Consider the following 24,598-nt stretch of genomic DNA (forward strand, 5'->3'; position numbering starts at 1 on the left):
ACCACCGCCCTCATCGGAGTAGCTGCGCTACGCAGAGTTGTTTTGATGGAGTAATGCCACTGTCAGTGGTCCTCTTCGACCGGTGCCCGGTACCTCCAGAACCCAGGCAGAACGGCCAGCGAGGCCACCGTCAGCACGATCACCAGGAGCCCGCCGCCGGTCGCCGCGACCTTGGTCCCCCACGCCGCGGCGGACCAGCCGTGCGTGAGGTCGGCGATCCGCGGCCCGCCCGCGACGACCACGGTGAACACGCCCTGGAGCCGCCCCCGCATCTCGTCGGTGGTGGCGGTCTGCAGGATCGCCTGCCGGTACACCGAGCTGACCATGTCCGCCGCGCCGCCGAGCGCCATGAACACCAGCGCCAGCCACAGCGAATGCGCGAGCCCGAACGCCGCCATCGCCGCACCCCAGCAGCAGATCGCGATCACGACCGCGGCCCCCTGCCGCTGCACCCGGTGCAGCCAGCCGGAGAACAACCCGATCAGCATCGCGCCCGCGGGCAGCGCGGCGTAGAGCATGCCGAGCGCCGGACCGCCGCCGGGCGGGTCGCCGAACGTCCGCTCGGCCATCTCCGGGATCAACGCCCTCGGCATGCCGGCGACCATCGCGATAATGTCGACGACGAACGACGCCAGCAGCACTTTTTGGTTGGCCAGATAACGGAATCCGTCGATGACCGAACCGATTCCCGCCTTGCGCGCCCCCTCCCCGAGCGGCGGGATCGAGGGCAGCCGCCACACCGCGATCAACGTGATCGCCAGTGCGCAGACGTCCACCAAGTACAAAGTGGACAGTCCGATCACCGGGATCAGCGCCCCGCCGAACAGCGGCCCGAACACCGCGCCGAACGTGGCCATCGTGGTGTTGAGCGCGTTCGCCGACGGCAGCAGCGAGGCAGGCACCAGCCGCGCGACGACCGCGCCGCGAGTGGGCATGTTGATCGCGAAGAACGCCTGGTTCGCGGCGAGCAGCCCGAGCACGAGCCACACCGAATGCATCCCGGTGAACGCCTGGAGCCAGAGAAGCGCGGAGGTGACCGCGACGCCGACGTTGGTGACGAGCAGCAACTTCCGCCGGTCGACGGCGTCGGCGATCGCCCCGCCCCACAGCCCGAACACGAGCAACGGCACGAGCGCGACCGCGCCGGTGAGCCCGACGTAACCGGACGATCCGGTGATATCGAAAACCTGTTTCGGCACCGCGACCGCGGTGAGCTGCGAACCGACCGCGGTGACCGCGGTGGACATCCACAGCCGCCGGAAAGCCGGAATCCTGAGTGGACGAGTGTCGACGATGATCCGGCCGAGGAGCTTGCGGGCCCCGTTACGGGGCGGGCGTATCCCCGGTTCTGCAGTCACGAGCTATCAGCTTAGTTGCGCTAACGAAGCGGGCGCAGGTGATTTTCCCCGCAGGCTGGTCAGGACGGGTTTGCCGACCCGCTGGGACCTCACCGCAGGACGAGCGGGCGACTGGGCCGAAGCTTTCTCCGCAGTGCGGCGGGTTCGTTGAAAGGTCCGTGAGGGGAACCCTGAGGGACTCTGATTCCCTCAGGGTTCCCCTCACGGACCTCCGCATCGCGGGCATCGCGCGCCGGGCCCGAAAGCCCGGCGAAACGAAACGCCGCCCCCGGGCCAAAGCCCAGGGGCGGCGTCCGAAACCATCCGAAGATCAGGGAGCCAGCCGCTCCACGTGCCACCCGTCGTGGGTGCGGTGGAAGCGGAGACGGTCGTGGAGGCGGTCCTCGCGGCCCTGCCAGAACTCGACGAAGTCCGGGCGGATGCGCCAGCCTCCCCAGTGCGGCGGAGCCGGGATGTGCTCGACGTCGGCGAAGCGGCGTTCGATGTTGCGCAGCGCGTTGTCCAGCGCGCGCCGTCCCTCGACCACTCGCGACTGCGGCGACGCCCACGCCCCGAGCTGCGAACCGCGCGGGCGCTGGGCCCAGTAGGCGGCCGTCTCGTCCGCGCTGACCTTCTCCACCTCGCCGCGGACCGTCACCTGGCGATGCAGCGGGTACCAGGGGAAGGTGGCCGACGCGTAGCGCGTGGCCGTGAGGTCGTGGCTCTTCGACGACGTGTAGTTCGTGTAGAAAACCACTCCGCGCTCGTCGAAGCCCTTGCACAGCACCGTGCGCGAAGAGGGCCTGCCTTCGGCGTCGGCGGTCGCGAGCACCATCGCGTTGGGTTCCGCGAGCGCCTCGGAAACGGCTTGGCTCAGCCAGCTCTCCAGCTGGTCATGCCACGTGGCCGCGAGCGCCGACTCGTCAAACGGCGCGCTGTCGTAAGCCACCCGCATGCCAGGCAGCCGCACGACCGCCTCGTCGATCTCCGGTGTCATCCGGCCCAACCTCCGTTACCCCTGGTGAGGGTGTCGAATCACGGCTATCCAGCGACGGTATTGGGTCGCCGGTCCCGGCGAAACCCACCGAACGGTGACTCCTGCCACGCCCGGCCCGCCACCGGCCCGCAATCCGGCGGAAACCAGCTGCCATTCCGCTGTTCACCTGACGGCCCGGGATCGATCCAGAGACAGCGCGGTCACGACGTCCGGGGCCAGTGCGGTGGTCAGCGTCCCGCCCGCGGCCAGCGGCGTCCGCGACCACCACGGGCCGGACTCGGCCGGACCAGAAGGCCCGCCGAACTCGATCTCCGTGACCAGCACCCGGTGACCGGCCAGCACCGCGAGGCTCGCAGCCAAGGCAGGGTCGCCGACGGTCTGCGTCTGCCGGAGTGCCGGGACGTCGCCGCAGGTCACGTGCACTGTCGAGGACAACTGGCCCGGACGTTCGCCTTCTCGGCCGAGCACGAGCACCTCGCGGGTGTGGAACCACGCATCAGCAGCCAGGTCGGCGCGCAGCACAGCGACGTGGTCGGCGCGGGCGGTGACGACGGTCGGCTCCGGCAGGTACTCGAACGAACCGCCGTCCTCGACGACGATCTCCACAGTGGACAAACTCGGTACCTCGCGCAGACCGGGCAGCGCGAGGGTCGCCGCGACGCCGGAAAGCGTCAGCTCCGCACCAGGTCCGACCTGGATCTCGAGCCGCAGCTCATCACCGCCGAGGGGTGCGGTGGCCGAGTTGACCAGGTGCACCACGGCACCAGAGCCGCGCCGCCGACGCGGGACGAGCGTCAGCGGCGCCATCGACTTCAGTTCTCGCAGCACCGTCCGCCCGTCGTCGAGGGCGGCGACCAGGCGTGCGTGCGCCTTCACCCCTGCCGGACCGGCACCAGCGAGCGCACCCAGTCCGCGACGGCGGGAGCGTCCGGAGTGTCCACTAGGGACTGGGTGAACACCGGCAGCTCGCCGCGCATGTGGTGGGCGTCCGAGGTCATCACGGTCAGATCGGCGCCGACCAACGGAGCCAGGTCTGTTTTGTTGATCACCAGCAAATCGGCCGTCGTGACGCCGGGGCCGCCCTTGCGCGGCACTTTGTCCCCGCCCGCGACGTCGACCACGAAGACCTGGCTGTCGGCGAGCCCCCGGCTGAAGACCGCGGTCAGGTTGTCGCCGCCGCTTTCCACGATGACCAATTCCAGGCCGGGGAACTTCTCCTCCAGCTTTTCCACCGCGTCGAGATTCGCGGTGATGTCGTCGCGGATGGCGGTGTGCGGGCAGGCTCCGGTCTGCACGGCTTCGATCCGCTCCGGGTCCAGGACGCCTGCTCGGCGCAGGAAGTCCGCGTCCTCGGTCGTGTAGATGTCGTTGGTGACCACGGCCAGGTTGTATTCGCCGCCCAGCGCGCGGCACAACGCGGCGGTGAGCGCGGTCTTGCCGCTGCCGACCGGGCCGCCGATGCCGATCCGGTACGCCCGCCCGGCGGTCGGCGCCGCGTCGTAGTGGTCCGGTTCGGCGGCGGTCGGGTCGAAATTGACGGCGTGGAAGTGCCCGTGACCGTGTTCAGCTGGCAAAGAGACGCACCTCTTCCTGGTGATGCCGAGCGTGTTCCTCGGCGAACAAATCCAGCGCCGGCGACGCTGGCGCTGGCAAATCGGCCGGATCCGCACCGGCGGTCTCGGCGGCCTGCTCGCTTGCTTCGCGCAACGGTCCGGCAAGCCGCGCGACCACCGCGTTCACGGCGAACGGGTCCAGCCCGAGCAGGCGTACGGCCGCGCTCGCCGGGCCGCTCACCGCGAGGTAGGCGACCGCCATAGCGGCGTCGAACGGACTGCCGCCGCCGATGCCGACGAGCGCGCCGCTGACGATCGGATGATGCGGACGCGCGGTTTCGGCAAGCAGCTGTGACAGCACTGGCGACGGCCACGCGACACGTCCGGATCGCGCGGTGCCCCGGCCTTGGGCTCGCGACGCTTCCCGTTGCGCGAGCGAGGGCGTGCGGGCGTCGAGTTCCTGATCGAGCCGTCGCCAATGGCCACTCTCGACGGTTCGTGCGGCGGCATGCGCTGAGGCAGCGGCGAATGCGGCGGCGAGCAGTCCCGCGGTACGCAACCGTCCGAAAAGGAATCCCGGCAGGTCGCGTTCGGACCGGACAAGGCCTCGCGCCGCGACCTCCTCGAGCCCGCCGGAATGCACGTGCCCGCCGCCCGGGAACCGGGAGTCGGCGAGAATGAGTGCGACTGGGTCCATCAGAACAGAAAATACCGTTGCGCCATGGGCAATTCAGCCACCGGATGCGGTTCGATCAGCTCGCCGTCCACGCGCACCGCGAAGCTGTCCGGATCCACTCGCACCGCTGGGGTCGCGTCGTTCAGCACCATGTCCGCTTTCGTCCGGCGGCGAGTATTCGCGACCGGCACCAATGGCCGAGCGATGCGGAATCGTTCCGACAAACCGGATTCCAGCGCTTCTGGGGCAACGAAATGCAGACTGGACGCGGCCGCGACGGCGGGCGCGGCACCGAACATCGGCCGCGCGAGCACCGGCTGCGGCGTGGGGATCGAAGCGTTCGCGTCCCCCATCGCCGCCCACGCCGGGAACCCGCCTTTCAGCACTGCATGCGGGCGCACGCCGAAGAATTTCGGTTCCCACAGCACGAGATCGGCGAGTTTGCCGACCTCCACCGAGCCGATCTCCGCGTCCATTCCGTGTGCGATCGCCGGGTTGATCGTGTACTTCGCGACGTAACGACGGGCCCGCGGATTGTCCGCGGCACCGTCGCCGGGAAGCGCACCACGGCGGCCTTTCATCACGTGCGCGGTCTGCCAGGTCCGGATGATCACCTCGCCGATCCGTCCCATCGCCTGCGAATCGGAACTCATCATCGAGATCGCGCCCAGGTCGTGCAGGACGTCCTCGGCGGCGATCGTGCTCGGCCGGATCCGGCTTTCCGCGAACGCGAGGTCCTCGGGCACCGACGGGTTCAAATGGTGGCAGACCATCAGCATGTCGAGGTGTTCGTCGAGGGTGTTGACGGTGTGCGGCCGGGTCGGATTCGTCGAGGACGGAAGGAAGTTCGCCATCCCGGACACCTCGATGATGTCCGGCGCGTGTCCGCCGCCCGCACCCTCGGTGTGGTAGGCGTTGATCGACCGGCCGCCGATCGCCTCCACAGTGGACTCCAGAAACCCAGCCTCGTTGAGAGTGTCGGTGTGGATCGCGACCTGCACGCCGGATTCGTCCGCGACAGTGAGACAAGCGTCGATCGCGGCGGGCGTCGATCCCCAGTCCTCGTGCAGCTTGAACCCACCCGCTCCGGCAGCCAATTGCTCCCGCAACGCCTCGTGCCGGACCGTGTTTCCCTTGCCCAGAAGCAACACATTCACGGGCAGACCGTCCATTGCGGACAGCATCCGGCCAAGATTCCAGGCACCGGGCGTCACCGTGGTCGCCTTGGTGCCCTCGTTCGGTCCGGTGCCGCCACCGACCAAAGTGGTCAATCCGGCGGCGAGCGCGGTGTCTACCAGCTGCGGACAGACGAAATGCACGTGACAGTCGATGCCGCCCGCGGTGAGGATCTTGCCGTTGCCTGCCAGCACTTCCGTGGACGGGCCGATCACCAGCGCCGGATCGACACCGTCCATGGTGTCCGGGTTGCCCGCCTTCCCGATGCCGACGATCCGGCCGTCGCGAACGCCGACGTCAGCCTTGACGACACCCCAGTGGTCGAGAATCACCGCGCCGGTGATCACCAGATCCGGCGCCCCCTCGGCGCGGGTGGCCATCCCCTGGCCCATCGACTCGCGGATCACCTTGCCACCGCCGAAAAGCACCTCGTCGCCGCTGCCGCCGGGCCCCATCGACCGGTCCTCGGTGACCTCGATCAGCAGGTCGGTGTCCGCGAGCCGGATCCGGTCGCCCGCGGTCGGGCCGAACAACTCGGCATAACGGGCACGGTCGATCTCCGGCATCAGAACTCCCCGGCGTATTCGGCGCGCAGCCCCGGCACCCGCCGGTTTCCGCTGAGCGGCACCAGGTCGACCTCGCGGTCGATCCCCGGCTCGAAGCGCACCGACGTCCCGGCCGGCACGTCGAGCCGGTGCCCGCGAGCCGCTTCGCGGTCGAACTCCAGGCCGGGATTGACGGCGGCGAAGTGATAATGCGAACCGACCTGCACCGGCCGGTCGCCAAGGTTGCGCACGCGCAGCCGGACCCGGGCGCGGCCCGGATTCAGCGGCACCGGCTCGTCGCCGGGAATGATCTCGCCTGGCCGCAAGAATTCCTCCTCAACCGATCGGTTCGTGCACCGTGACGAGCTTCGTGCCGTCCGGAAAAGTCGCTTCCACCTGGACGGAATCCACCATTTCCGGCACCCCGTCGAGCACTTGCGCCCGCGTGAGCACGGTGCGCCCGCCCGCGGCCAATTCACTGACCGTGCGACCGTCGCGGGCGCCTTCCAGGACGTAATCGGTGATGAGCGCGACGGCTTCGGGGTAATTGAGCCGGACACCGCGTTCGAGCCGTTTGCGCGCAACGTCCGCCGCGACGTGGACCAGCAGTTTGTCGCGTTCCTGCGGGCTCAGGTGCATGGCAAAGTTCTTACCACCGGAGAAGGCGCTCCGCCCGATTCGGATACACGGTGTTTACACAACAACAGAAGCGCAATTCCGTCGTCCAGGAACTCGCGTCGAGGGAAGCCAGCCCGCGCGCACAAGGCAGCGGACAGCACGCCGCACCCCCTGCGCCCGGCGCGGAGGCGCGGCGCATAGGGCATATGCGCGAGCGGGGCAGCCTGGAACGGCCAGGCTGCCCCGCGGACTATGAAGCGCTACTTGTTAGTGCAACGAGTACCGTCGGTCGTCGCGGTCCGGGTGTACCAAGCCCCGCGCGGATCGCCGGCGAACTGCCCGACCCCGCGCTCGGAATGCGGCTTGAAGCAGTACTCGCCGCGAAGGTTGGGCGCCGAGTAGTCGATGAAGATCCAGGCCCAGTCGTTGCCGCAGTGGTTGTAGAAGGAGTTGCTGCCCGACCTGGAAAACCCGCACGGTGACGCCGGTGACGCCTCGGCCGCAGGCGCACACGTCGCCACAGCCAGCGCCGCGGACGCGGCGGCGAACAAGAATCGCTTCTTCATGTTTCCCCTCGATTACTGAGCACAAGTGGTCAGTAAGTAACTTAGCGGGAGCCATCTTCGAGATCTTGCAACTTCAGAGATTCACCCCGCCGGGTTGCCCGCGACACCACCGGCAGCCGGGGACGCGACCCTCCGCAAGCCGGGATTCACCTCCCGTCCACCGGGGTACCAGTCTGCGGTCACCTCACTGGACGGGAGAAAGTCTCGTCCCGGGCTCACCTGGACTGAATCGTTCTCGTAATCGTGACCGAAACCACGACTTCTTCCGTTGCCCCGGCCGGGCAAAGGGAGCATGGTTTGTCCCACCGTGCGATGAGGCGCGCAAGGAGCCAGCGTGTATCCCGTCCGCGCGTGCACAACACAGCCGGGGAATGCGCATCGAAAGGGTTCGCGAAGAGTGACTACCTCCACGATCAGCACAACCAACGAAGCCGACGACGGGTTCCGGCCCGGGCTCGAGGGCATCGTCGCGTTTCGGACCGAAATCGCCGAACCCGACCGGGACGGCGGTGCACTGCGCTACCGCGGCGTCGACATCGAGGACCTCGCCGGGAAGGTGACCTTCGGCGACGTATGGGGCCTCCTGGTCGACGGCCGGTTCGGGCACGGGCTCCCGCCCGCCGAGCCGTTCCCGCTTCCGGTGCACACCGGCGACGTGCGGGTCGACGTCCAGGCCGCGCTCGCCATGCTCGCCCCGATCTGGGGCTACCGTCCGCTGCTCGACATCACCGACGCCGACGCGCGCGACCAGCTCGCCCGCGCTTCGGTGATGGCGCTGTCCTACGTCGCGCAGTCCGCGCGCGGCATCGGCCAGCCCGCGGTGCCGCAGTCGCGGGTCGACGAGGCGAAGTCGATCACCGAGCGGTTCATGATCCGCTGGCGCGGCGAGCCGGACCCGGCGCACGTCAAGGCGGTCGACGCGTACTGGGTTTCCGCCGCCGAGCACGGTCTCAACGCCTCCACCTTCACCGCGCGCGTCATCGCCTCCACCGGGGCGGACGTCGCGGCGGCCATGTCCGGCGCGATCGGCGCGATGTCCGGCCCGCTGCACGGCGGGGCCCCGGCGCGCGTGCTGCCGATGATCGAGGAGGTCGAGCGCTCGGGTGACGCCCGCGCGCTGGTCAAGGGCATCCTCGACCGCAAGGAGCGGCTGATGGGCTTCGGCCACCGCGTGTACCGCGCGGAGGACCCGCGGGCCCGCGTGCTGCGCCGCACTTGCAAGGAATTGGGCGCCGAACGCTACGAGGTCGCCGCCGCGCTGGAGCAGGCCGCACTGGCCGAGCTGCGCGAACGCCGTCCGGACCACCCGATCGAAACGAACGTCGAGTTCTGGGCCGCGGTGATCCTGGACTTCGCGAAGGTGCCGCCGCACATGATGCCGGCGATGTTCTCCTCCGCGCGCACTGCCGGCTGGGCGGCGCACATCCTGGAGCAGAAGCAGACCGGCCGCCTGGTCCGCCCGTCGGCGAAGTACGTCGGCCCCGGCCCGCGCACGCCTTCCGAGGTCGAGGGCTGGAACCTCATCTCGAAGGCCTGAGTCTGGTCCAAAGCGCCCCAATGTGGCATTGGGTGCGTCAGACGCACCGAACGCCACATTGGGTGCGTCCCATGCACCCAATGTGGCATTGGGGCGCTTCAAGCCAGGTGCGCGTCGGTGGCGGCGAGCATCGCGGTGAGCTGATCGACGAGCCAGCCGTCCAGCGTTTCGCGCGGGACAGTGCCTTCTTGCAGCCATGACAGCAAAGCGCCCTCGACCACGGCGGTCCAGCAGCGCAGGGTCAGCAGCACCAACGGCGACGGTTCGGGAATCGGCAGCGCTTCCAGAATCAGCTCGACGGCACGGTTGCGGACCTCGTCGATCGCCGCGTCCGTCTCCGAAGTAGCGATGACTGAACCGCTGCGCAGCAACGCAACGTAGCCCTCCCGGTAATGCGCCGCGACATCGACGAGGCCGCGTACGGCCGCGCGCAGCCGTTCTTCCGGTGGGCCTTCCTCAAGCGTCGCGAGCCGGTCGACGAGGCCGTCGGTGACCGTGCGCAACGCCTGCATTTGCAATTCTCGCAGGCTTGGGAAATACCGGTAAAACAACGGCCGCGACACCTCGGCGCGGGCCACGATGTCGTCCACCGTGACCAATTCCGGTGCTCGGGTGCCGAATAGATCCAGCGCCGCCGCGATGAGGTCGTCCCGCCGGGCCTGCGCGGTCATCCGGCGCGGACGGCTCACGGCGTGACGTCCAGTTTCGCCGCCGCACGCAGCAAACCCGGCGTCAGTCGCGAAAGGACCAGCGCGACCTTCGCCTCCGGAGTGGACGGTTGGATCGCGACGTTCTTCTCCACCGCCCGCAGAATGTCGCGCGCCACTCGCTCCGGACCGAAATTGCGCCGAGCGTAGAGCTTCGACGATTCTTTCTGCCGCCGTTTCTCCTCGACCTCGTCCACGCCGACGAACTTGGTGGTGCTGGTGATGTTGGTATTCACCAGCCCCGGACACACCGCCGTGACCCCGATTCCCTCGGCCGCCAGCTCCGCGCGCAAACCATTGCTCAGCGCGAGCACAGCGGCCTTCGTGGTGCCGTAAGCGGTGAGAATCTTTGACGGCAGATAAGCCGCGGCCGACGCGAGGTTCACGATCTGCCCGCCCTCGGCGCGCTCCTTCATCATTGGCGCGAACGCGCGGCAGCCGTGGATCACGCCCCACAGGTTGACGTCCACGACCTTCTCCCAGTCCTCGATCGTCGTGTCGAGGAACGGACCGGACATGCCGATCCCGGCGTTGTTGACCACGATGTCCGGCACGCCGAACTCGTCGCGCACCTGCGCGGCGAACCGGGCGACCGCCTCGCCGTCCGAAGAGTCCACTGTGTACTCACCGGCGTCGACTCCGCGCTCCCGCACCAGTTTCGCGGTTTCCGCGGCCGAATCGCCGTTGATGTCGCTGACGACCACGTCGGCGCCTTCGGCCGCGAACGCCAGCGCGGTCTCCCGGCCGATCCCGCTGCCCGCACCGGTCACGACCACGAGACGATGCGCGAAGCGACCGCTGGAGCCGCCGACCCGAGCCCGCCGCAGCGCCCGAGTTTCCTCGCCGGTTTCCACCGACGCGATCAGTTCCGCGGCCGCGGAAGCGACCACCGCGGGCTTGGTCCGGGTGATCCAGTGCGACCCGATCACACGCCGGACGTGCAGATCCGGCACCCAGCGTTCGACCTCGGTCTGCAGCGGCGCGGTGACGTACGAATCGCCGGTCGGCGCGAGCACCTGCACCGGGATCTCCGCCGGACGCGGCTGCGGCCGGGACAGCCGCGGCCCCATGTTCGCCCGGTACAGCTTGAGGCCGTGCACCCCGTCTGCCGTCTTCGGCGACGTCTCGGCAGGCTCCAGCTTCCGGATCATCGTGCGCATGATTCCGGTGCGCCACAACAGTTCCGGGATCAACGGAACCTGGAACGCGACGATGTAATACGAGTGCAGGAACTGCCGCAGCGCGTGCCCGAGGCGACGCGGGGTCGGCCGGGTCAGCTGGTCGCGGAACCACGCCCCCGCGTGATCGAGACTGGGCCCGGAAAGCGAGGTGTACGAGGCGATCCGGCCGCGCAACTGGTCGCCGGTGACCGCGTGCCAGGCCTGGATCGAACCCCAGTCGTGCGCGACGAGGTGGACCTTGCCAGCCGGCTGCACCTCGTCGACCACCGCGGCGAGGTCGTCGGCGAGCTGGTCCAGCCGGTACGCCCGGCGCGCTCGCGGTTTGTCGGATTCGCCCGCGCCGCGCACGTCGTAGACGACCACGCGGTGCTCGCGGCGCAGCTCCTCGGCGACGCCGTCCCACATCGAGCTGTTGTCCGGGTATCCGTGCACGAGCACGACCGTGGGCCCGTCCGGGTTGCCGCTCACCCGGACCGAAAGGCGGACTCCGTCGCTGGCAGTCACCTGCTTGTGAGACATCTTGTCATGTTAGACAACTTGTCAACAGCGGATCGCGTGGTTCCACGGGAAACCAGCGTGTCCACCGTTCGGTGGACAGCCGGATTCCACTGCCCGGACGTCCCGCTCACCGGCCTCCGCGGCGCACTCTTGACGGCATGAGCACAGCAGTGCGAGTGCGCGGACTGCGCAAGGAGTACCCGGGCCACCTCGCCGTGGCCGGGATCGATCTCGACATCCACGACGGCGAGGTGTTCGCCCTGCTCGGGCCCAACGGCGCGGGCAAAACGACCACCGTCGAGATCCTGGAGGGGCACCGGCAGCGGACGGCGGGGGAAGCCACTGTCCTCGGCGAGGACCCGGGTACCGCGGGACGCGCGTGGCGCGCCCGCCTCGGCATCGTGTTGCAGACGGCCACCGACGCGGCGGAACTGACCGTCGCGGAGACCGTGCGGCACTTCGCGAAGTACTACCCGAACCCGCGGGACCCGGAAGAGGTGATCGACAAGGTCGGCCTCACCGCGAAGGCGGGCGCGCGGGTGAAGTCACTGTCCGGCGGGCAACGCCGCCGCGTGGACGTCGCGCTCGGCATCGTCGGCCGTCCGGAGTTGCTGTTCCTCGACGAGCCCACCACCGGATTCGACCCCGAGGCACGGCGGCAGTTCTGGGCGCTGATCGACGGACTCGCCCACGAGGGCACCACGATCCTGCTGACGACGCATTACTTGGACGAGGTCGAAGCGCTGGCTGACCGGCTCGCAGTGCTTGCCCGAGGTTCGGTCGTCGCGGAGGGGACGCCGGCGACCCTCGGCGGCCGCGAACGCGCCGAAGCCGTCGTGCGGTGGCAAGACGAACGCGGCAGTCACGAGGAACGCACGCAGTTCCCGACGAAGCTCGTCTCGCAACTCGCTGGCGCGCAAGGGGAACTCGCCGGACTCACCGTGACGCGCCCCAGCTTGGAAGACGTCTATCTCGACCTGATCGGGGAAAAACCGTGACCACGACCATGGCCGTACCGGGCACGTTCAGCCTCGGCCTCGCCCGCGGCGCGCTCGAACTGCGGCAGTTCTTCCGCAACCGCGAACAGGTGGTGTTCACCTTCTCGCTGCCCGCGGTGCTGATGATCCTGCTCGGCTCCATCCTCGACGGACCGACCGCGCAGACCGGGGTGTCGTCCGGGCAGCTGCTCGCCGCCGGGATGATCGGCGCGGGCATCGTGTCGACGTCGTTCAACAGCGTCGGCATCGGCATCGCCGCGGACCGGGAAATCGGTGCGCTGAAACGATTGCGCGGCACGCCGATGCCGGCGGCGGCCTATTTCGTCGGCAAGATGGTCATGGTCGCGGTGACCAGCGTGGCGCAGACCGTCCTGATGGGCGCGGTGGCGATGCTGATGTTCCATCTCGAACTGCCGTCCGACCCGGCGAAGTGGCTGACCCTGGTCTGGGTGCTGCTGCTCGGGATCGTCTCCTCGACGCTGCTCGGCATCTCGATCAGCTCGGTCGCCCGCTCGGCGACCGGAACCGTCGCGCTGGTGCAGCTGGTGTACTTGGTGCTGCAGTTCATCTCCGGGGTGTTCGTCACGCCGATCACGCACCTGCCGAGGATCATGGTCGACGTCGCGTCGTTCTTCCCGCTGAAATGGATCTGCCAGGGCTTCCGCTCGGTGTTCCTGCCGCCGGAGGCCGCGACCCAGGAGATGGCGGGGACATGGGAGCTTCCGAAGGTGGCGCTGGTGCTGGCGGTGTGGTGCGTGGTGGGCCTGGTGCTCGCGAGGGTGACGTTCCGGTGGACGAACGAAGCGAAGTGACCCAGGACGACGCGTGGCAGCGGTCGTTCTGGTCCTGGGAGGTGATGTTCGCGGTCGCCTACGCGGCGACCGCGGTCCTCGTGCTCGTCAACGACGGTTCGGCCGCCGCGAAGATCGTGGCCGAAGCCGCGCTGGGCGCGATCGCCGTCGGGTATCTGGCCGCGGGACGGCGCGTCGTGCACGGCGAGGACAACGAGACCACCCGGGTCGTCGCGGCGGTGGCGCTGATCGCGTTGAGCGCCACCGCCATTCTCGCGACCACCGCGGCGAGCTTCGTGCTGTTCCTCGCCTGCCCGCTGGTGTTCATGCTGCTGGAGCTGCGCCCCGGGATCGTCGCGACGACGCTGCTGATCCTGCTCGAACCCGTCTCCGCGGTGGTGAACGGCGGCTGGGACAACCAGCTGCTGTCGGTCCTGCTGCCAATGACCGCGATCCTCATCGTCTTCAGCGTGCTGGCCGGGAAGTTCACCAGCGACGTCCTGCGGCAGAGCCGCGCCCGCGCCGAACTGATCCGCGAACTGGAATCGAGCCAGGCCGAGGTCGCCCGGCTGTCGCGGGAAGCGGGCACCGCCGCCGAACGCGAACGGCTGGCGCGCGAAATCCACGACACCCTCGCCCAGGGGTTCACCAGCATCATCACGCTGACCCAGGCGATCGAGTCCGAACTGGACACTGATCTGTCCACAGTGCGCAAACATCTCGCGCTCGCGGGCCGTACCGCCCGCGAAAATCTCGCCGAAGCCCGTGCGATGGTCGCCGCGCTCGCACCGTCCGATTTGGCCACTGGCTCATTGTCGGAAGCAGTGCAGCGGCAGGCAGATCGGCTCGCCGAGGAGATCGGCGTCCCCGTTGAGTACGAAGTGGACGATCTGCCGACGCTGCCGACCGCGGTCGAAGTGGTGCTGCTGCGCGCGGCGCAAGAGGCGCTGTCGAACGTGCGCAAGCACTCAGGCGCGACGCTCGTCCGCGTGCGGCTGTCCGCTGTGGACGGAGCGATACGGTTGCGGGTAGCCGACAACGGGTGCGGCTTCGCCCCGGACGCCGACGGAACCGGATTCGGGTTGCGCGGCATGCGTTCGCGGGCCGAGCAGGTGGGCGGCACGCTGGAAGTGCGGACCGGCGCGAACGGCGGCACCGAACTGGAACTGGAGGTGCCCGCGTGATCACGATCATGCTCGTCGACGACCATCCCGTGGTGCGCGAAGGACTGCGCGGCATGCTCGAAGCCGAGGACGACCTGACGGTGGTCGGCGAAGCCGGTTCCGGCGACGAAGCGGTGGCGCTCGACCGCGTGAAACAGCCCGACGTCGTCCTGATGGACCTGCGCATGCCGGGCCTCGACGGCGTCGGCGCGATCCACGCGATCCTCAAAGAGACACCTGCCCGCCGGATCGTCGTTCTCACCACTTACGAGACCGACGCGGACATCCTGCGCGCGGTCGAGGCCGGCGCGTCGGGATATTTGCTGAAGGACGCGTCGCGCACCGAATTGGCCGGCGCGATCCGGGCCGCGCATCGCGGTGAGACCGTGCTGGCGCCGTCGGTCGCGGGCAAGCTCGTGCACCGGATGCGGAACCCGACGCCGGCCTCGCCGCTGTCCGCGCGCGAGGTGGAGGTGCTGCGACTGGTCGCGAAGGGCCGCACCAACGCCGAAATCGGCCGTGAGCTGCACATCGGCGAGGCGACGGTGAAAACGCACCTGCTGCGGGTGTTCTCGAAGCTCGGCGTTTCCGACCGCACGGCGGCGGTGACGACGGCGCTGGACCGGCAACTGCTCGGCTGAGCCGTCCGGGCAGAATGACGCCCATGCTCGACTCCACCGAACTCGCCCTGTACCGACGGCTCGCGCAGGAGCAGTCCGTCAGCCGCGCCCCGTCCCTGCTCGCCGCTGTCGTGCGGGGCGGCGAGGTCGTCTGGTCCGGAGCCCGCGGCCGCGTCGGCGACCAACGCCCGGACGACGACACGCAGTACCGGCTGGGGTCGATCACCAAGACGATGATCGCGACCGCGGTCATGCGGCTGCGCGACGAAGGCAAGCTCGACCTCACCGACCCGCTGGAACGGCACCTGCCGGGCACCGCGTTCGGCTCGGTCACCATCGCGCAGCTGCTGTCGCACACCTCCGGCCTTACCTCGGAATCGCCCGGCCAGTGGTGGGAGCGCGCGCCCGGCGCGGACTGGGCGGCGCTCGTCGCGAGCCTGGAAAAGGGCGCGACGAAGCTGCGTCCCGGCGCCAAGTTCCACTACTCGAACGTCGGCTACGGCGTCCTCGGCGAGCTGGTCGCCCGGCACCGCGAGCGGCCCTGGTACGACGTCGTGCGCGACGAAATCCTTGCCCCGCTGGGCATGAACCGCACGACCCCGCACCCCGACGGCGCGCACGCCGAGGGATTCGCCGTGCACCCGTTCGCCGACGTGCTGATGCCCGAGAAGTGGCCGGACGCGGGCGCGATGGCCCCGGCGGGCCAGCTCTGGTCCACGATCACCGACCTCGGCCGCTGGACGTCGTTCCTCGGCGGCCACACCGGCGACGTGCTGTCCGCCGACACGGTCGACGAAATGCGGACGATGAACACCGTCGACGACACCGAGGTGTGGTCGACCGGGTTCGGCCTCGGCCTGATGGTCGTGCGCTACCAGGGCAGGCACCTGGCCGGGCACACCGGCTCGATGCCCGGCTTCCTCGCCGCGACCCTGGTCGACCCGCGCAGCGGCACCGGCGCGCTGTGCCTCGCGAACTCCACCGGCGGCGTCGGCATCACGCAACTCTGCCTGGACCTGCTCACCACCGCCGACGACCTCGAACCCGCACTGCCCGACGAGTGGCTTCCGTCCACTGTGGACCCGGAGCTGCTCGCGCTGACCGGCCTGTGGCACTGGGGCCCGTCGCCGTACTTCCTGCGCGTGCAGGGCGACGGCCTGATCTCGCTGAACCCGGCCGTCGGAGCCGGACGAGCGTCGCGCTTCCGCCCCGAGGGCCCGGACACCTGGATCGGCCTGGACGGCTACTACGCGGGCGAAACGCTCACCGTCGGCCGCACCGCGGACGGGACGGCGAACCACCTGAACCTCGCGACGTTCATCTTCAGCCGCACACCGTACGACCCAGCCGCGCCGATCCCGGGCGGTCTGGACGAGGGCGGCTGGCGCTGAGTCACCCCGCTTCGGCCTGGACGCCGGTCTCCTCGGCGTCCAGGCCGAAGTCCCACTGAGCGGTATCCCCGTCCAGTTTCGCGCGGACCCCGCGCATTGGTCCCTTCGGCCGCACCCTGCCCCGCGGCCACCACCACAACGGCGCGGCGAGAAGCGCGGCGGCGGGCACGACCGCGAAAACGGCTGAGCCGAACTCGCTCGCGTCCGGCGGTTCGATGAAAAACCCGGCGACGACGAACCCTGCGAAGGTCGCGGAAAGAGCGAACAGCGGCCACCCGCCGGGCGAACCGCTCCCGTCGCCACGGCACGAAAACCAGCGGCCAGCCCGGCCGGGGAGGCCGATCAGCGCAGTCGAGTCCCACGGGTGCACCAACGCCGTCAAGGCGAAGAGCGCAACCCACCCCCAGCGCGGCCGGCAACCGTGCGTTTCCGTCACGATTCCACATGTCGGACACCCGCCAACCGCCGTTACCTGCGTTGTCCCGACCTGAGAGACTAAGCTCATGACCGACGCTGAGTTGACGATCCCAGCAGACCTCAAGCCGGCCGACGGCCGCTTCGGCTGCGGACCCTCGAAGGTCCGCGAAGAGCAGCTCGCCGCCCTCGCCCGGTCCGGTTCCACCTACCTCGGCACCTCGCACCGGCAGAAGCCGGTCAAGTCGCTCGTCGGCCGGGTGCGCGCCGGGCTGTCCGAGCTGTTCTCGCTCCCGGACGGCTACGAGGTCATCCTCGGCAACGGCGGGACGACCGCGTTCTGGGACGCCGCCGCGTTCGGCCTCGTGCGCGAGCGCGCCCAGCACTTCACCTACGGCGAGTTCTCCTCGAAGTTCGCGACCGTCACGAACAAGGCCCCGTTCCTCGGCGAGTCGATCGTGGTGAAGGCCGACCCGGGAAGCGCGCCGGAAATCGCTTATCAGCAGGGCGCGGACCTCGTCGGCTGGGCGCACAACGAAACCTCCACCGGTGTCGCGGTGCCGGTGCGGCGTCCCGAGGGCAGCGACGGCGCCCTGGTCGCGATCGACGCGACGTCCGGCGCCGGCGGCCTTCCGGTCAAGGCCGAGGACTTCGACGTCTACTACTTCGCGCCGCAGAAGTCGTTCGCGTCCGACGGCGGGCTGTGGATCGCGCTCGCCTCGCCCGCCGCGATCGAGCGGATCGGCGAGATCGGCGGCGGCGACCGCTGGATCCCCGAATTCCTGTCGCTCACCACGGCGCTCGACAACTCGCGCAAGGACCAGACCTACAACACCCCCGCCGTCTCCACCCTTTTCCTGCTCGCCGAGCAGATCGAGTGGATGAACGGCCAGGGCGGCCTCGACTGGACCACCTCGCGCACCAAGGAATCCTCGACCCGGCTGTACGAATGGGCCGAGAAAACCTCGTACACCACGCCGTTCGTGACGAACCCGGACCTGCGCTCGCAGGTCGTCGGCACGGTCGACTTCGCCGACGAGGTGGACGCCGCCGCGGTCGCGAAGGCGTTGCGCGCCAACGGGATCGTCGACACCGAGCCGTACCGGAAGCTGGGCCGCAACCAGCTGCGCGTCGGCCTGTTCCCGGCGATCGACCCGGACGATGTCACGAAGCTCACCCAGAGCATCGAATACGTCGTGGAACGCCTGGGCTGAACGAAAAACGCCCAAACCGCCCCGCCTGCCGTCCGGCTCGCGGGGCGGTTCGCGTTGACGACCACTCGTTCGTGACACACCGTGGTCGGCGTGTCACGGCTCTGCCGGATAACCGCGGCCGCGAAAATGGCCGGGAAAGTGTCGTCGGATTGAGTTCGGATGGGTGAGGCGTCGGCGCGCCTCGCACGTCAAGCCGACGCGCCGTTCTAACGTGGGCACCCACAAAGGTGAACACCGGGGAGGCGAGAAATGCGGGCGTTGCGGGTGGTCGGGCTGCACGAGGACGGGAAGTCCCTCGTGCTGGAGGACCCGGCGAGCCGTACCCGCTTCCTGCTCCCGGCCGACGAGAGACTGCGTGCGGCGGCGAGGGGGGACATAGCCCGGCTGGGCCAGATCGAGATCGAGTTGGAGAGCCAGATGCGGCCACGCGAGATCCAGGCGCGAATCCGCGCGGGCGAGTCCGTCGAGCAGGTCGCGAGCAGCGCGGGCGTCTCGACGCAGCGGGTGGAGCGATTCGCCTACCCGGTGCTGCTCGAGCGGTCCCGCACGGCGGAGCTCGCGCAGTCGGCGCACCCGGTCCGCGAGGACGGGCCCGACGTCCAGACACTCGGCGAGGTCATCGCCTACGCCTTCGGCGTCCGCGGTCACGACTACAACCAGGCAACCTGGGACGCCTGGCGCGGCGACGACGGCAAGTGGGTCGTCGTGCTGCGCTGGAAAGCCGGCCGCTCCGACAACCGCGCGCACTGGTCGTTCTCGCCCGGCGCGCACGGCGGAACGGTGCACGCGCTCGACGAGAACGCCGAAGTCCTGCTGAACCCGAACTCGTACGTGGCCCCGCGCACCGTGCGCGCGCTGGCTCCCGCTCGCGATTCGGTGGTGCAGCCGACGCTCGACGCCGTCGAGGAGCCGCGCGCCATCGAGGGTCCGGAAGAGGGCGACGACGAGACCCGCGAGATCCCGCGCGTCCCGGGCGAGTCCGACGGCGACGAAGCCGAGCAGCCGCGCACGAAGGCGAAGAAGAACCATCCGATCGTGCCGTCCTGGGAGGACGTGCTGCTCGGAGTCCGCACCCAGCGCGGCTGACCGACTGGACCGCTTCAAGCGCCCCAATGTGGCATTGGGTGCGTCCCACGCACCCAATGTGGCATTGGTTGCATCTGACGCACCCAATGCCACATTGGGGTTTTCTCAGCAGCGAAGGTGCGGTCCCGGCGGATGCGGCGCTGCTCAGAAGCGCTCGGTCCGGTCAGCCGTCCAGCAGGGCGGCCAGTTTCTTCGGGGCCACGTGCCGATAAGCCTCGCGCACGATCTGATCCACCTCGACCCAGTCGACGTCCACGTCGAGCCGCACGCCGAGCCACCCGTGCACTCCGACGTAGGGCGGCCGGAAAAACCGCTCGGGCTCGGTCCGCACCAATTCCTCCTGCACCCCGGGCGGCGCCGGGCACCAGAACGCGAGCCGGTCGTCGTGGTGCTGGTCGGCGAACATCACGAACGTCTTGCGCCCGCGAACGAACCACGTCGGTTCGCCGTGGCTGAGCCGTTCGGTAGCTTCGGGCAGGGCGAGGCAGAGGGCGCGCAGCTTGTCGAGCGGAGCCATCGGCTCAGTATCCGCGAGTCAGAACACCGTGGCCAGCACGCCGATCCACGCCAGCACCAGCCCGCCGCCCGCGCCGTACACCGCCCAGCGCAGGATCGGCACCTTCCGACCCAGCCACAACGACGGCGCGACCCCGCCGGTAACCACCAGCGACGCGATCAACGCGAGCCACGTGCTCGTCTCCCGCGCGAGCGTCCCAGCCAACGCGAGCATCGCCACGATCACCACAGCAGCCGCGAACGCCGACACCGTAAGCCCGGTGAACCAAGGCGTCGGCTCTTCCGGCGTCGCGGCCCGCGCGGGCTGATCCGGGCGCGGCGGCGGCTCGACCACCGTCTCCGCCCCGGTCACCGGGTCGACAAAACGCACCTCGGTGCCCATCACCGCGGCCAAGCGCGCGGCAAGCTGACGGCCGCGCTGTGACACGACCGCACCGGCGACATCGGCGTCCGCCTCGGAACGCGTCACCGCCGACGCGACGCGCGCCCACTCGTGCAGGTCCTGCGCCAGGTCGGCGCCGATCGCGAGCCGGCGCGGGTCGACCTCGCGCGCGTGTTCGCCGCCCGGCCCGGCCAGCACCGCCTGCTCGCCGCGGATCCGCAGCTCCATGTGCCCCTCCCCGCAAGAAACGTGCCGGGGGTCACTCTAGTGGGGCGGCCCCCGCCGAGACTTCGTGGAACGCGATCGCCGCGGCCGTGGCGACATTCAGCGAGTCGACGCCGGACACCATCTCCACGCGAACCGCGACGTCCGCGGCCTCGATCGCCTCGGCGGTCAGCCCCGGCCCCTCCGCGCCGAGCAGCAGCGCGACCGGGCCCGGCACCTTCTCCCGCAATCCGCGCAACGGCACGGAATCCGCGCGCGGCGTGAGCGCGGCCACCGTGAAACCCCGTGCCCGCAGCACATCCAGCCCGCCGGGCCAACTGTCGAAAGTCGCGAACGGGACGCGCAGCACGTGGCCCATCGAAACGCGCACACTGCGCCGGTAAAGGGGATCCGAACAACCTGGACCCAGCAATATCCCGCCGACGCCGAGCGCGGCCGCGTTGCGGAACAGCGCGCCGAGGTTTTCGTGGTCGCCGACGCCTTCGAGCACCGCCAAAACCTGTGCGCTGTCCACGATTTGGGAGACCGTCGGCGGTTCCGGGCGGTCCGCGACCGCGAGCACGCCGCGATTGAGATGGAACCCGACCACGTCGGCCATCGTCTCCGCCGACGTCACATACGCGGGCACGTCGACGGCCGCGAGTTCGTTTTCCAGTTCCCGCAGCCGTCTCTCCACGCCGAGCAGCGCTCGCACCGGATAGCGCGAAGCAAGCAGCCGTCCGACCACGACGGTTCCTTCGGCGATCACCAGCCCGCGCCCGCCGGGGCGGTCCGGGCGACGGTCCGCTGTGGACAGGTCGCGGAAGTCGTCGAGGCCCGGATGCGCGCGGTCCTCGGTGAAGATCAGTTGAGCCACAGCGGACAGTCTCGCACCCGCCCGAACCCATGCCCATTGGTCCGAACGCGCGAGGCGCTTTAGGGCAAACGGCGTAGTTACGCGCAGGGTCAACTTCCGGTGACGGAGAGCACCAGTTTGGCCGCTAGCCCATCGCCACCCGCTGTGCGACGGTGGTCTGCCTGGCGTACTAGCCGCCCAGACCACTGCGGACAGCAGCCAAGGAGCGCGTCGAACAATGGGTACGGATCTCTCGGCACACCCCGGCCGGCTCGACCGCGGACGGTACCGCCGGAAGGTCCAGCGCTGCCTGGACACCCTGGCGCGGATGCTCACCGACGGCAGCTTTTCCTTTCCCCGCAAGAACATCGGCCTCGAAGTCGAGCTGAACCTGGTGGACGGGCAGCTGCGTCCGTCGATGACCAACTCGGTCGTGTTGGAGGCGCTCGGAGACGACGCGTTCACCACCGAACTCGGCCAGCACAACCTGGAACTCAACGTGCCGCCGCGCCCGCTCGCCGGGGATTCCGCGCTGCGACTGGAAGAAGACCTGCACGCCTACCTCGCGAAAGCCGGGGAAAGCGCGGCGCACACCGGCTCGACGGTGGCCATGATCGGCGTTCTTCCGACACTGCGTCCGGAACACTTCGACCAAAAGTGGCTTTCCCACAAAACGCGCTATTCGTCGCTGAATGACGAGATCTTCGCCGCGCGCGGCGAGCGGATCGCGCTCGCGATGGACGGCCCGGCGCTGCCCGGAGCCCAGCCGGAACGGCTGCGGCACTTCGCGGAGTCCATTCTCCCGGAGGCCGCTTGTACTTCGGTCCAATTACATCTGCAGGTGGCCCCGGAGGAATTCGCGGCGCACTGGAATGCCGCGCAATGCCTCGCCGGCGTGCAGATCGCGCTCGCCGCGAACTCGCCCTTCCTGCTGGGCAAGGCGCTGTGGCACGAAACCCGGATCCCGTTGTTCCAGCAGGCCACCGACACCCGGCCGGAAGAGCTGAAAAACCAGGGCGTCCGGCCGCGCGTGTGGTTCGGCGAACGGTGGATCACGTCGATCTTCGACCTGTTCGAGGAAAACGTCCGCTATTTTCCAGGTCTACTGCCGGAGACTGATCTCGAGGACCCGATCGAGGCACTGGAATCCGGGCAGGCGCCGAAACTTTCCGAACTCCGGCTGCACAACGGAACAATTTGGCGGTGGAACCGGCCGGTGTACGACGTCGTCGACGGCTCGCCCCACCTGCGCATCGAAAACCGCGTGCTGCCCGCCGGTCCGACGATCGCCGACATCGTGGCCAACGCGGCGTTTTTCTACGGCGCGCAACGCGCATTGGCCGAGCAAGAACGGCCGGTCTGGTCACAGATGTCGTTCCAGGCAGCGGAAGAAAACCTGTACGAAGGCGCGCGCAAGGGCTTCGACGCGCAGCTGTACTGGCCCGGCATCGGCTGGATCCCGCCGGACGAACTGGCGTTGCGCGTGCTCCTGCCGCTGGCGCACGAAGGACTGCGCCGTTCGGACGTGTCCGACGAGGCCCGGGTGCGCTACCTCGGCATCATCGAACGCCGATGCCTCGCCCGCCGCAGCGGCGCGACCTGGCAGCGGGACTACGTGCTGCGCGCGCACGAACGCGGGGCCGACCGCGAAACCGCGCTCAACTGGATGCTGCGGCGGTACCTCGAACTCTCCGCGGAAGGCGAGCCGGTGCACACCTGGACGCTCGACGACTAAGCCGTTTTGCGCCGTCCCTTAAAGTGTTTCGCACGGGAAGGGGTGGCGCGAGTGCCGAAGGTGCTGGGCGGTTCGCTCGAAGCGCACCGCCGCGAAGTGCGGTCACGGGTGTTCGACGTCGTCCGCGCGCAGCTGTACGAGCGCGGCTTCGACGCGATCACGCTCGCCGGTGTCGCCGCGGAGGCCGGGCTCGGCCGCACCGCGATGTACAACCACTTCCCGGACAAGGAAAGCCTGCTCGTCGCTTTCGTGGAGGACGAGGCCGCGCGGTACGTCGAACGGCTGCGCGCGGCGGTGGACGCCGAAGCCGACCCGGTCGCCCAGCTGGCCACGTTCGTCCGGCTGCAGCTGCGCGTGCTGGCCGAACACCATCTCCCGCCGGGCACCGCGCTGGAGTCCGCGCTCGCACCCGCGGCGTATCAGCGGATCAGCGCGCACGCCGATCCGATCATCGAACAGCTGCGCTCGGTGCTGCTCGCGGGAGTCGACGCGGGCAGCTGGCCCGCGCAGGACCTCGCGGTGGTGGTCCCGATGATCACCGCCGCGCTCGGCAGCCGCCAGGTCATCGATGTGCCCGCTGACCAGCTGGAAGACGCCATTGAGGCCGCCGTGCGCTTCGTCCGGCGGGCGGTCGGTTCGAGGGAAAACGGTTGATTTTAGGGTAGCCTAAGTGCGGATCGTGGCCTACAGTTCTTTCTGACAGCTTGTCATAAAGAACGTCGGAGGCCTTTGATGACGGTGACCGCGGACCTCGAAGCCAGCCCGTTCTCCGGACAGCTGCGCGCGTCCACGAGGACAGTGCACGACAAGGCCAACCACTCCACGTACATGAACGCGCTGCTCGGCGGCGAGCTGACGCTGGCGGGCTACGCGGCACTCGCCACCCAGTACTACTTCATCTACCAGGCCATCGAACGCGCTGGCGACGCGATGGCCGACGACCCGATCGGCGGCGAGTTCGTGTTCGAGGAGCTGCGCCGGCTCCCCGCGCTGGAACGCGACCTCGCCCGTCTGATCGGCCCCGGCTGGCGCGCCGAGATCGCCCCGCTCGCCGCCACCGAGGCCTACACCGCGCGGATCGCCGAGGCGTCGCGCTGGTCCGGTGGCTTCGTAGCGCACCACTACACGCGCTACCTCGGCGACATCGCGGGCGGCCAGATCATCCGGCGGCTGCTGGAGAAGAAGTTCGACCTCGCCGAGGCGGGCACGCTCTTCTACCGCTTCGACGAGATCGGCAGCGCCCCCGCGTTCCGCGACCGCTACCGCGCGAAGCTCGACGAGGCACCGTGGAGCGAAGACGACCGCGCCCGGGTGATCGACGAATCCGTGGTCGCGTTCGAGCACAACGTGGCGGTGTTCGACGAACTGGCCGCCGACCTCGCGCAGTACCGCGACCCCTCGGCATGACCCGGGTCACAGCCGGTTGACCTCCACCTAGCTTGAAGTACGAGGCTCGGTTTCAGAAGGCTCCCGCAAGGGAAGCCGCCAAGCAAAACCGCGCGTCGACCAGAAGGAGGGCCCATGGCCCGGTACGAGCTGCCCGAACTCGATTACGACTACGGCGCTCTCGCGCCCTACATTTCGGGCGAGATCAACGAGCTGCACCACAGCAAGCACCACGCGACCTACGTCAAGGGCGCGAACGACACGCTGGACAAGCTCGCCGCCGCGCGCGAGGCGGGCGATTTCGGCGGCATCGTGGGCCTGGAAACGACGCTGGCGTTCAACCTGGCCGGGCACGCCAACCACGTGGTGTGGTGGAAGATCCTGTCGCCCGAAGGCGGGGACAAGCCGACCGGGGAGCTGGCGGCGGCGATCGACGAGGCGTTCGGGTCGT

At 69.2% G+C, this 24,598-nt stretch carries 27 protein-coding genes; 12 read left to right on the forward strand and 15 right to left on the reverse strand.

The features are described from left to right. Window positions 1–62 precede the first annotated feature (62 nt). The 9 genes from ACFORO_RS43685 to ACFORO_RS43725 form a co-directional block, all read right to left on the reverse strand. Window positions 63–1,358, reverse strand: a complete 1,296-nt coding sequence (locus ACFORO_RS43685) for an MFS transporter (protein ID WP_377876156.1) — start codon at window positions 1,356–1,358, stop codon at window positions 63–65. 310 nt (window positions 1,359–1,668) lie between these two features. After that, window positions 1,669–2,334 (reverse strand): pyridoxamine 5'-phosphate oxidase, encoded by a 666-nt coding sequence (gene pdxH / locus ACFORO_RS43690; RefSeq protein WP_354743052.1) that lies wholly within the window; start codon window positions 2,332–2,334, stop codon window positions 1,669–1,671. Between the two features lie 162 nt (window positions 2,335–2,496). Then, window positions 2,497–3,210: an urease accessory protein UreD gene (locus ACFORO_RS43695; RefSeq protein WP_377876158.1), complete on the reverse strand. Its 714-nt coding sequence runs from the start codon at window positions 3,208–3,210 to the stop codon at window positions 2,497–2,499. Next, window positions 3,207–3,908 carry an urease accessory protein UreG gene (ureG, locus tag ACFORO_RS43700; protein ID WP_354743046.1) on the reverse strand — a complete coding sequence of 234 codons (702 nt, stop codon included), beginning with the start codon at window positions 3,906–3,908 and terminating at the stop codon, window positions 3,207–3,209. Before ureG ends, ACFORO_RS43695 begins: the two co-directional genes overlap by 4 nt. Further along, window positions 3,898–4,584 (reverse strand): urease accessory protein UreF, encoded by a 687-nt coding sequence (locus ACFORO_RS43705; protein ID WP_377876161.1) that lies wholly within the window; start codon window positions 4,582–4,584, stop codon window positions 3,898–3,900. Before ACFORO_RS43705 ends, ureG begins: the two co-directional genes overlap by 11 nt. Continuing rightward, window positions 4,584–6,305, reverse strand: a complete 1,722-nt coding sequence (locus ACFORO_RS43710; RefSeq protein WP_377876163.1) for an urease subunit alpha — start codon at window positions 6,303–6,305, stop codon at window positions 4,584–4,586. Before ACFORO_RS43710 ends, ACFORO_RS43705 begins: the two co-directional genes overlap by 1 nt. Beyond that, window positions 6,305–6,610, reverse strand: coding sequence for an urease subunit beta (locus ACFORO_RS43715; RefSeq protein ID WP_116203367.1), 306 nt, complete (start codon window positions 6,608–6,610; stop codon window positions 6,305–6,307). Before ACFORO_RS43715 ends, ACFORO_RS43710 begins: the two co-directional genes overlap by 1 nt. Before the next feature lie 10 nt (window positions 6,611–6,620). Then, window positions 6,621–6,923, reverse strand: a complete 303-nt coding sequence (locus tag ACFORO_RS43720) for an urease subunit gamma (protein ID WP_354743041.1) — start codon at window positions 6,921–6,923, stop codon at window positions 6,621–6,623. A gap of 239 nt (window positions 6,924–7,162) precedes the next feature. Beyond that, window positions 7,163–7,468, reverse strand: a complete 306-nt coding sequence (locus ACFORO_RS43725) for a DUF6355 family natural product biosynthesis protein (RefSeq protein ID WP_377876166.1) — start codon at window positions 7,466–7,468, stop codon at window positions 7,163–7,165. 397 nt (window positions 7,469–7,865) lie between these two features. Here ACFORO_RS43725 and ACFORO_RS43730 point away from each other — a divergent pair, with 397 nt between their 5' ends. Continuing rightward, a complete protein-coding gene (locus tag ACFORO_RS43730) occupies window positions 7,866–9,005 on the forward strand; it encodes a citrate synthase 2 (protein WP_377876168.1) in 1,140 nt (379 codons plus the stop codon). Between the two features lie 98 nt (window positions 9,006–9,103). Here the strand turns inward: ACFORO_RS43730 and ACFORO_RS43735 are convergent, their stop codons facing one another. Further along, the gene (locus ACFORO_RS43735; RefSeq protein WP_377876194.1) at window positions 9,104–9,676 is read right to left on the reverse strand and encodes a TetR/AcrR family transcriptional regulator; all 573 of its coding nucleotides are present in this window, start codon (window positions 9,674–9,676) and stop codon (window positions 9,104–9,106) included. 14 nt (window positions 9,677–9,690) lie between these two features. Then, window positions 9,691–11,397: an SDR family oxidoreductase gene (locus ACFORO_RS43740; RefSeq protein ID WP_377876196.1), complete on the reverse strand. Its 1,707-nt coding sequence runs from the start codon at window positions 11,395–11,397 to the stop codon at window positions 9,691–9,693. A 152-nt stretch (window positions 11,398–11,549) separates the two neighbouring features. Here ACFORO_RS43740 and ACFORO_RS43745 point away from each other — a divergent pair, with 152 nt between their 5' ends. Genes ACFORO_RS43745 through ACFORO_RS43765 form a run of 5 tightly spaced genes read left to right on the forward strand, consistent with a single transcriptional unit; the run spans window position 11,550 to window position 16,354 of the window. Then, window positions 11,550–12,389, forward strand: coding sequence for an ABC transporter ATP-binding protein (locus ACFORO_RS43745; RefSeq protein WP_377876170.1), 840 nt, complete (start codon window positions 11,550–11,552; stop codon window positions 12,387–12,389). After that, entirely contained in the window at window positions 12,386–13,201 is an 816-nt protein-coding gene (locus tag ACFORO_RS43750; RefSeq protein ID WP_354743033.1) for an ABC transporter permease, read from the forward strand. Before ACFORO_RS43745 ends, ACFORO_RS43750 begins: the two co-directional genes overlap by 4 nt. A gap of 44 nt (window positions 13,202–13,245) precedes the next feature. After that, entirely contained in the window at window positions 13,246–14,364 is a 1,119-nt protein-coding gene (locus ACFORO_RS43755; RefSeq protein ID WP_377876198.1) for a sensor histidine kinase, read from the forward strand. Next, window positions 14,361–14,984, forward strand: coding sequence for a response regulator (locus ACFORO_RS43760; RefSeq protein ID WP_377876172.1), 624 nt, complete (start codon window positions 14,361–14,363; stop codon window positions 14,982–14,984). The genes ACFORO_RS43755 and ACFORO_RS43760 overlap by 4 nt, the downstream gene beginning before the upstream one ends. A 23-nt stretch (window positions 14,985–15,007) precedes the next feature. Beyond that, window positions 15,008–16,354, forward strand: coding sequence for a serine hydrolase domain-containing protein (locus ACFORO_RS43765; protein ID WP_377876174.1), 1,347 nt, complete (start codon window positions 15,008–15,010; stop codon window positions 16,352–16,354). 1 nt (window position 16,355) lies between these two features. Here the strand turns inward: ACFORO_RS43765 and ACFORO_RS43770 are convergent, their stop codons facing one another. Beyond that, a complete protein-coding gene (locus tag ACFORO_RS43770; protein WP_377896765.1) occupies window positions 16,356–16,736 on the reverse strand; it encodes a hypothetical protein in 381 nt (126 codons plus the stop codon). Window positions 16,737–16,857: 121 nt separating this feature from the next. On the opposite strand from ACFORO_RS43770, the gene serC reads away from it, so the two are divergent. Both serC and sepH read left to right on the forward strand, forming a co-directional pair. Next, window positions 16,858–17,982 (forward strand): phosphoserine transaminase, encoded by a 1,125-nt coding sequence (gene serC, locus ACFORO_RS43775; RefSeq protein WP_377876178.1) that lies wholly within the window; start codon window positions 16,858–16,860, stop codon window positions 17,980–17,982. Between the two features lie 249 nt (window positions 17,983–18,231). Beyond that, window positions 18,232–19,068, forward strand: coding sequence for a septation protein SepH (gene sepH, locus ACFORO_RS43780; protein ID WP_377876180.1), 837 nt, complete (start codon window positions 18,232–18,234; stop codon window positions 19,066–19,068). A 163-nt stretch (window positions 19,069–19,231) separates the two neighbouring features. On the opposite strand, the gene ACFORO_RS43785 is transcribed toward sepH, so the two are convergent. The 3 genes from ACFORO_RS43785 to ACFORO_RS43795 are packed head-to-tail and all read right to left on the reverse strand — an operon-like array spanning window position 19,232 to window position 21,047. Beyond that, a complete protein-coding gene (locus tag ACFORO_RS43785; RefSeq protein ID WP_377876182.1) occupies window positions 19,232–19,585 on the reverse strand; it encodes an MmcQ/YjbR family DNA-binding protein in 354 nt (117 codons plus the stop codon). 18 nt (window positions 19,586–19,603) lie between these two features. Continuing rightward, window positions 19,604–20,194: a DUF2537 domain-containing protein gene (locus ACFORO_RS43790; RefSeq protein WP_377876184.1), complete on the reverse strand. Its 591-nt coding sequence runs from the start codon at window positions 20,192–20,194 to the stop codon at window positions 19,604–19,606. Window positions 20,195–20,225: 31 nt separating this feature from the next. Beyond that, complete coding sequence (locus ACFORO_RS43795) at window positions 20,226–21,047, reverse strand: TrmH family RNA methyltransferase (RefSeq protein WP_377876186.1); 822 nt, start codon at window positions 21,045–21,047, stop codon at window positions 20,226–20,228. Between the two features lie 217 nt (window positions 21,048–21,264). Between ACFORO_RS43795 and ACFORO_RS43800 the strand changes: the two genes are divergently transcribed. The 4 genes from ACFORO_RS43800 to ACFORO_RS43815 form a co-directional block, all read left to right on the forward strand. Beyond that, window positions 21,265–22,761: a glutamate-cysteine ligase family protein gene (locus ACFORO_RS43800; RefSeq protein ID WP_377876188.1), complete on the forward strand. Its 1,497-nt coding sequence runs from the start codon at window positions 21,265–21,267 to the stop codon at window positions 22,759–22,761. A gap of 51 nt (window positions 22,762–22,812) precedes the next feature. Next, complete coding sequence (locus tag ACFORO_RS43805; RefSeq protein WP_377876190.1) at window positions 22,813–23,415, forward strand: TetR/AcrR family transcriptional regulator; 603 nt, start codon at window positions 22,813–22,815, stop codon at window positions 23,413–23,415. 78 nt (window positions 23,416–23,493) lie between these two features. Continuing rightward, window positions 23,494–24,168 carry a biliverdin-producing heme oxygenase gene (locus ACFORO_RS43810; RefSeq protein ID WP_377876192.1) on the forward strand — a complete coding sequence of 225 codons (675 nt, stop codon included), beginning with the start codon at window positions 23,494–23,496 and terminating at the stop codon, window positions 24,166–24,168. A gap of 114 nt (window positions 24,169–24,282) precedes the next feature. Next, window positions 24,283–24,598: superoxide dismutase (locus tag ACFORO_RS43815; protein WP_377896766.1), on the forward strand; the 316-nt coding region annotated here is incomplete at its 3' end.

The organism is Amycolatopsis halotolerans, from assembly GCF_042647905.1.
GTDB lineage: Bacteria > Actinomycetota > Actinomycetes > Mycobacteriales > Pseudonocardiaceae > Amycolatopsis > Amycolatopsis halotolerans.

Coding starts and splice junctions, on each gene's coding strand:
- pdxH (WP_354743052.1), bottom strand. CDS start 2,334: ATGACACCGGAGATCGACGAGGCGGTCGTGCGGCTGCCTGGCATGCGG.
- ACFORO_RS43705 (WP_377876161.1), bottom strand. CDS start 4,584: ATGGACCCAGTCGCACTCATTCTCGCCGACTCCCGGTTCCCGGGCGGC.
- ACFORO_RS43710 (WP_377876163.1), bottom strand. CDS start 6,305: ATGCCGGAGATCGACCGTGCCCGTTATGCCGAGTTGTTCGGCCCGACC.
- ACFORO_RS43720 (WP_354743041.1), bottom strand. CDS start 6,923: ATGCACCTGAGCCCGCAGGAACGCGACAAACTGCTGGTCCACGTCGCG.
- ACFORO_RS43725 (WP_377876166.1), bottom strand. CDS start 7,468: ATGAAGAAGCGATTCTTGTTCGCCGCCGCGTCCGCGGCGCTGGCTGTG.
- ACFORO_RS43735 (WP_377876194.1), bottom strand. CDS start 9,676: ATGACCGCGCAGGCCCGGCGGGACGACCTCATCGCGGCGGCGCTGGAT.
- ACFORO_RS43745 (WP_377876170.1), top strand. CDS start 11,550: ATGAGCACAGCAGTGCGAGTGCGCGGACTGCGCAAGGAGTACCCGGGC.
- ACFORO_RS43755 (WP_377876198.1), top strand. CDS start 13,246: ATGTTCGCGGTCGCCTACGCGGCGACCGCGGTCCTCGTGCTCGTCAAC.
- ACFORO_RS43765 (WP_377876174.1), top strand. CDS start 15,008: ATGCTCGACTCCACCGAACTCGCCCTGTACCGACGGCTCGCGCAGGAG.
- serC (WP_377876178.1), top strand. CDS start 16,858: ATGACCGACGCTGAGTTGACGATCCCAGCAGACCTCAAGCCGGCCGAC.
- sepH (WP_377876180.1), top strand. CDS start 18,232: ATGCGGGCGTTGCGGGTGGTCGGGCTGCACGAGGACGGGAAGTCCCTC.
- ACFORO_RS43785 (WP_377876182.1), bottom strand. CDS start 19,585: ATGGCTCCGCTCGACAAGCTGCGCGCCCTCTGCCTCGCCCTGCCCGAA.
- ACFORO_RS43790 (WP_377876184.1), bottom strand. CDS start 20,194: ATGGAGCTGCGGATCCGCGGCGAGCAGGCGGTGCTGGCCGGGCCGGGC.
- ACFORO_RS43800 (WP_377876188.1), top strand. CDS start 21,265: ATGGGTACGGATCTCTCGGCACACCCCGGCCGGCTCGACCGCGGACGG.
- ACFORO_RS43810 (WP_377876192.1), top strand. CDS start 23,494: ATGACGGTGACCGCGGACCTCGAAGCCAGCCCGTTCTCCGGACAGCTG.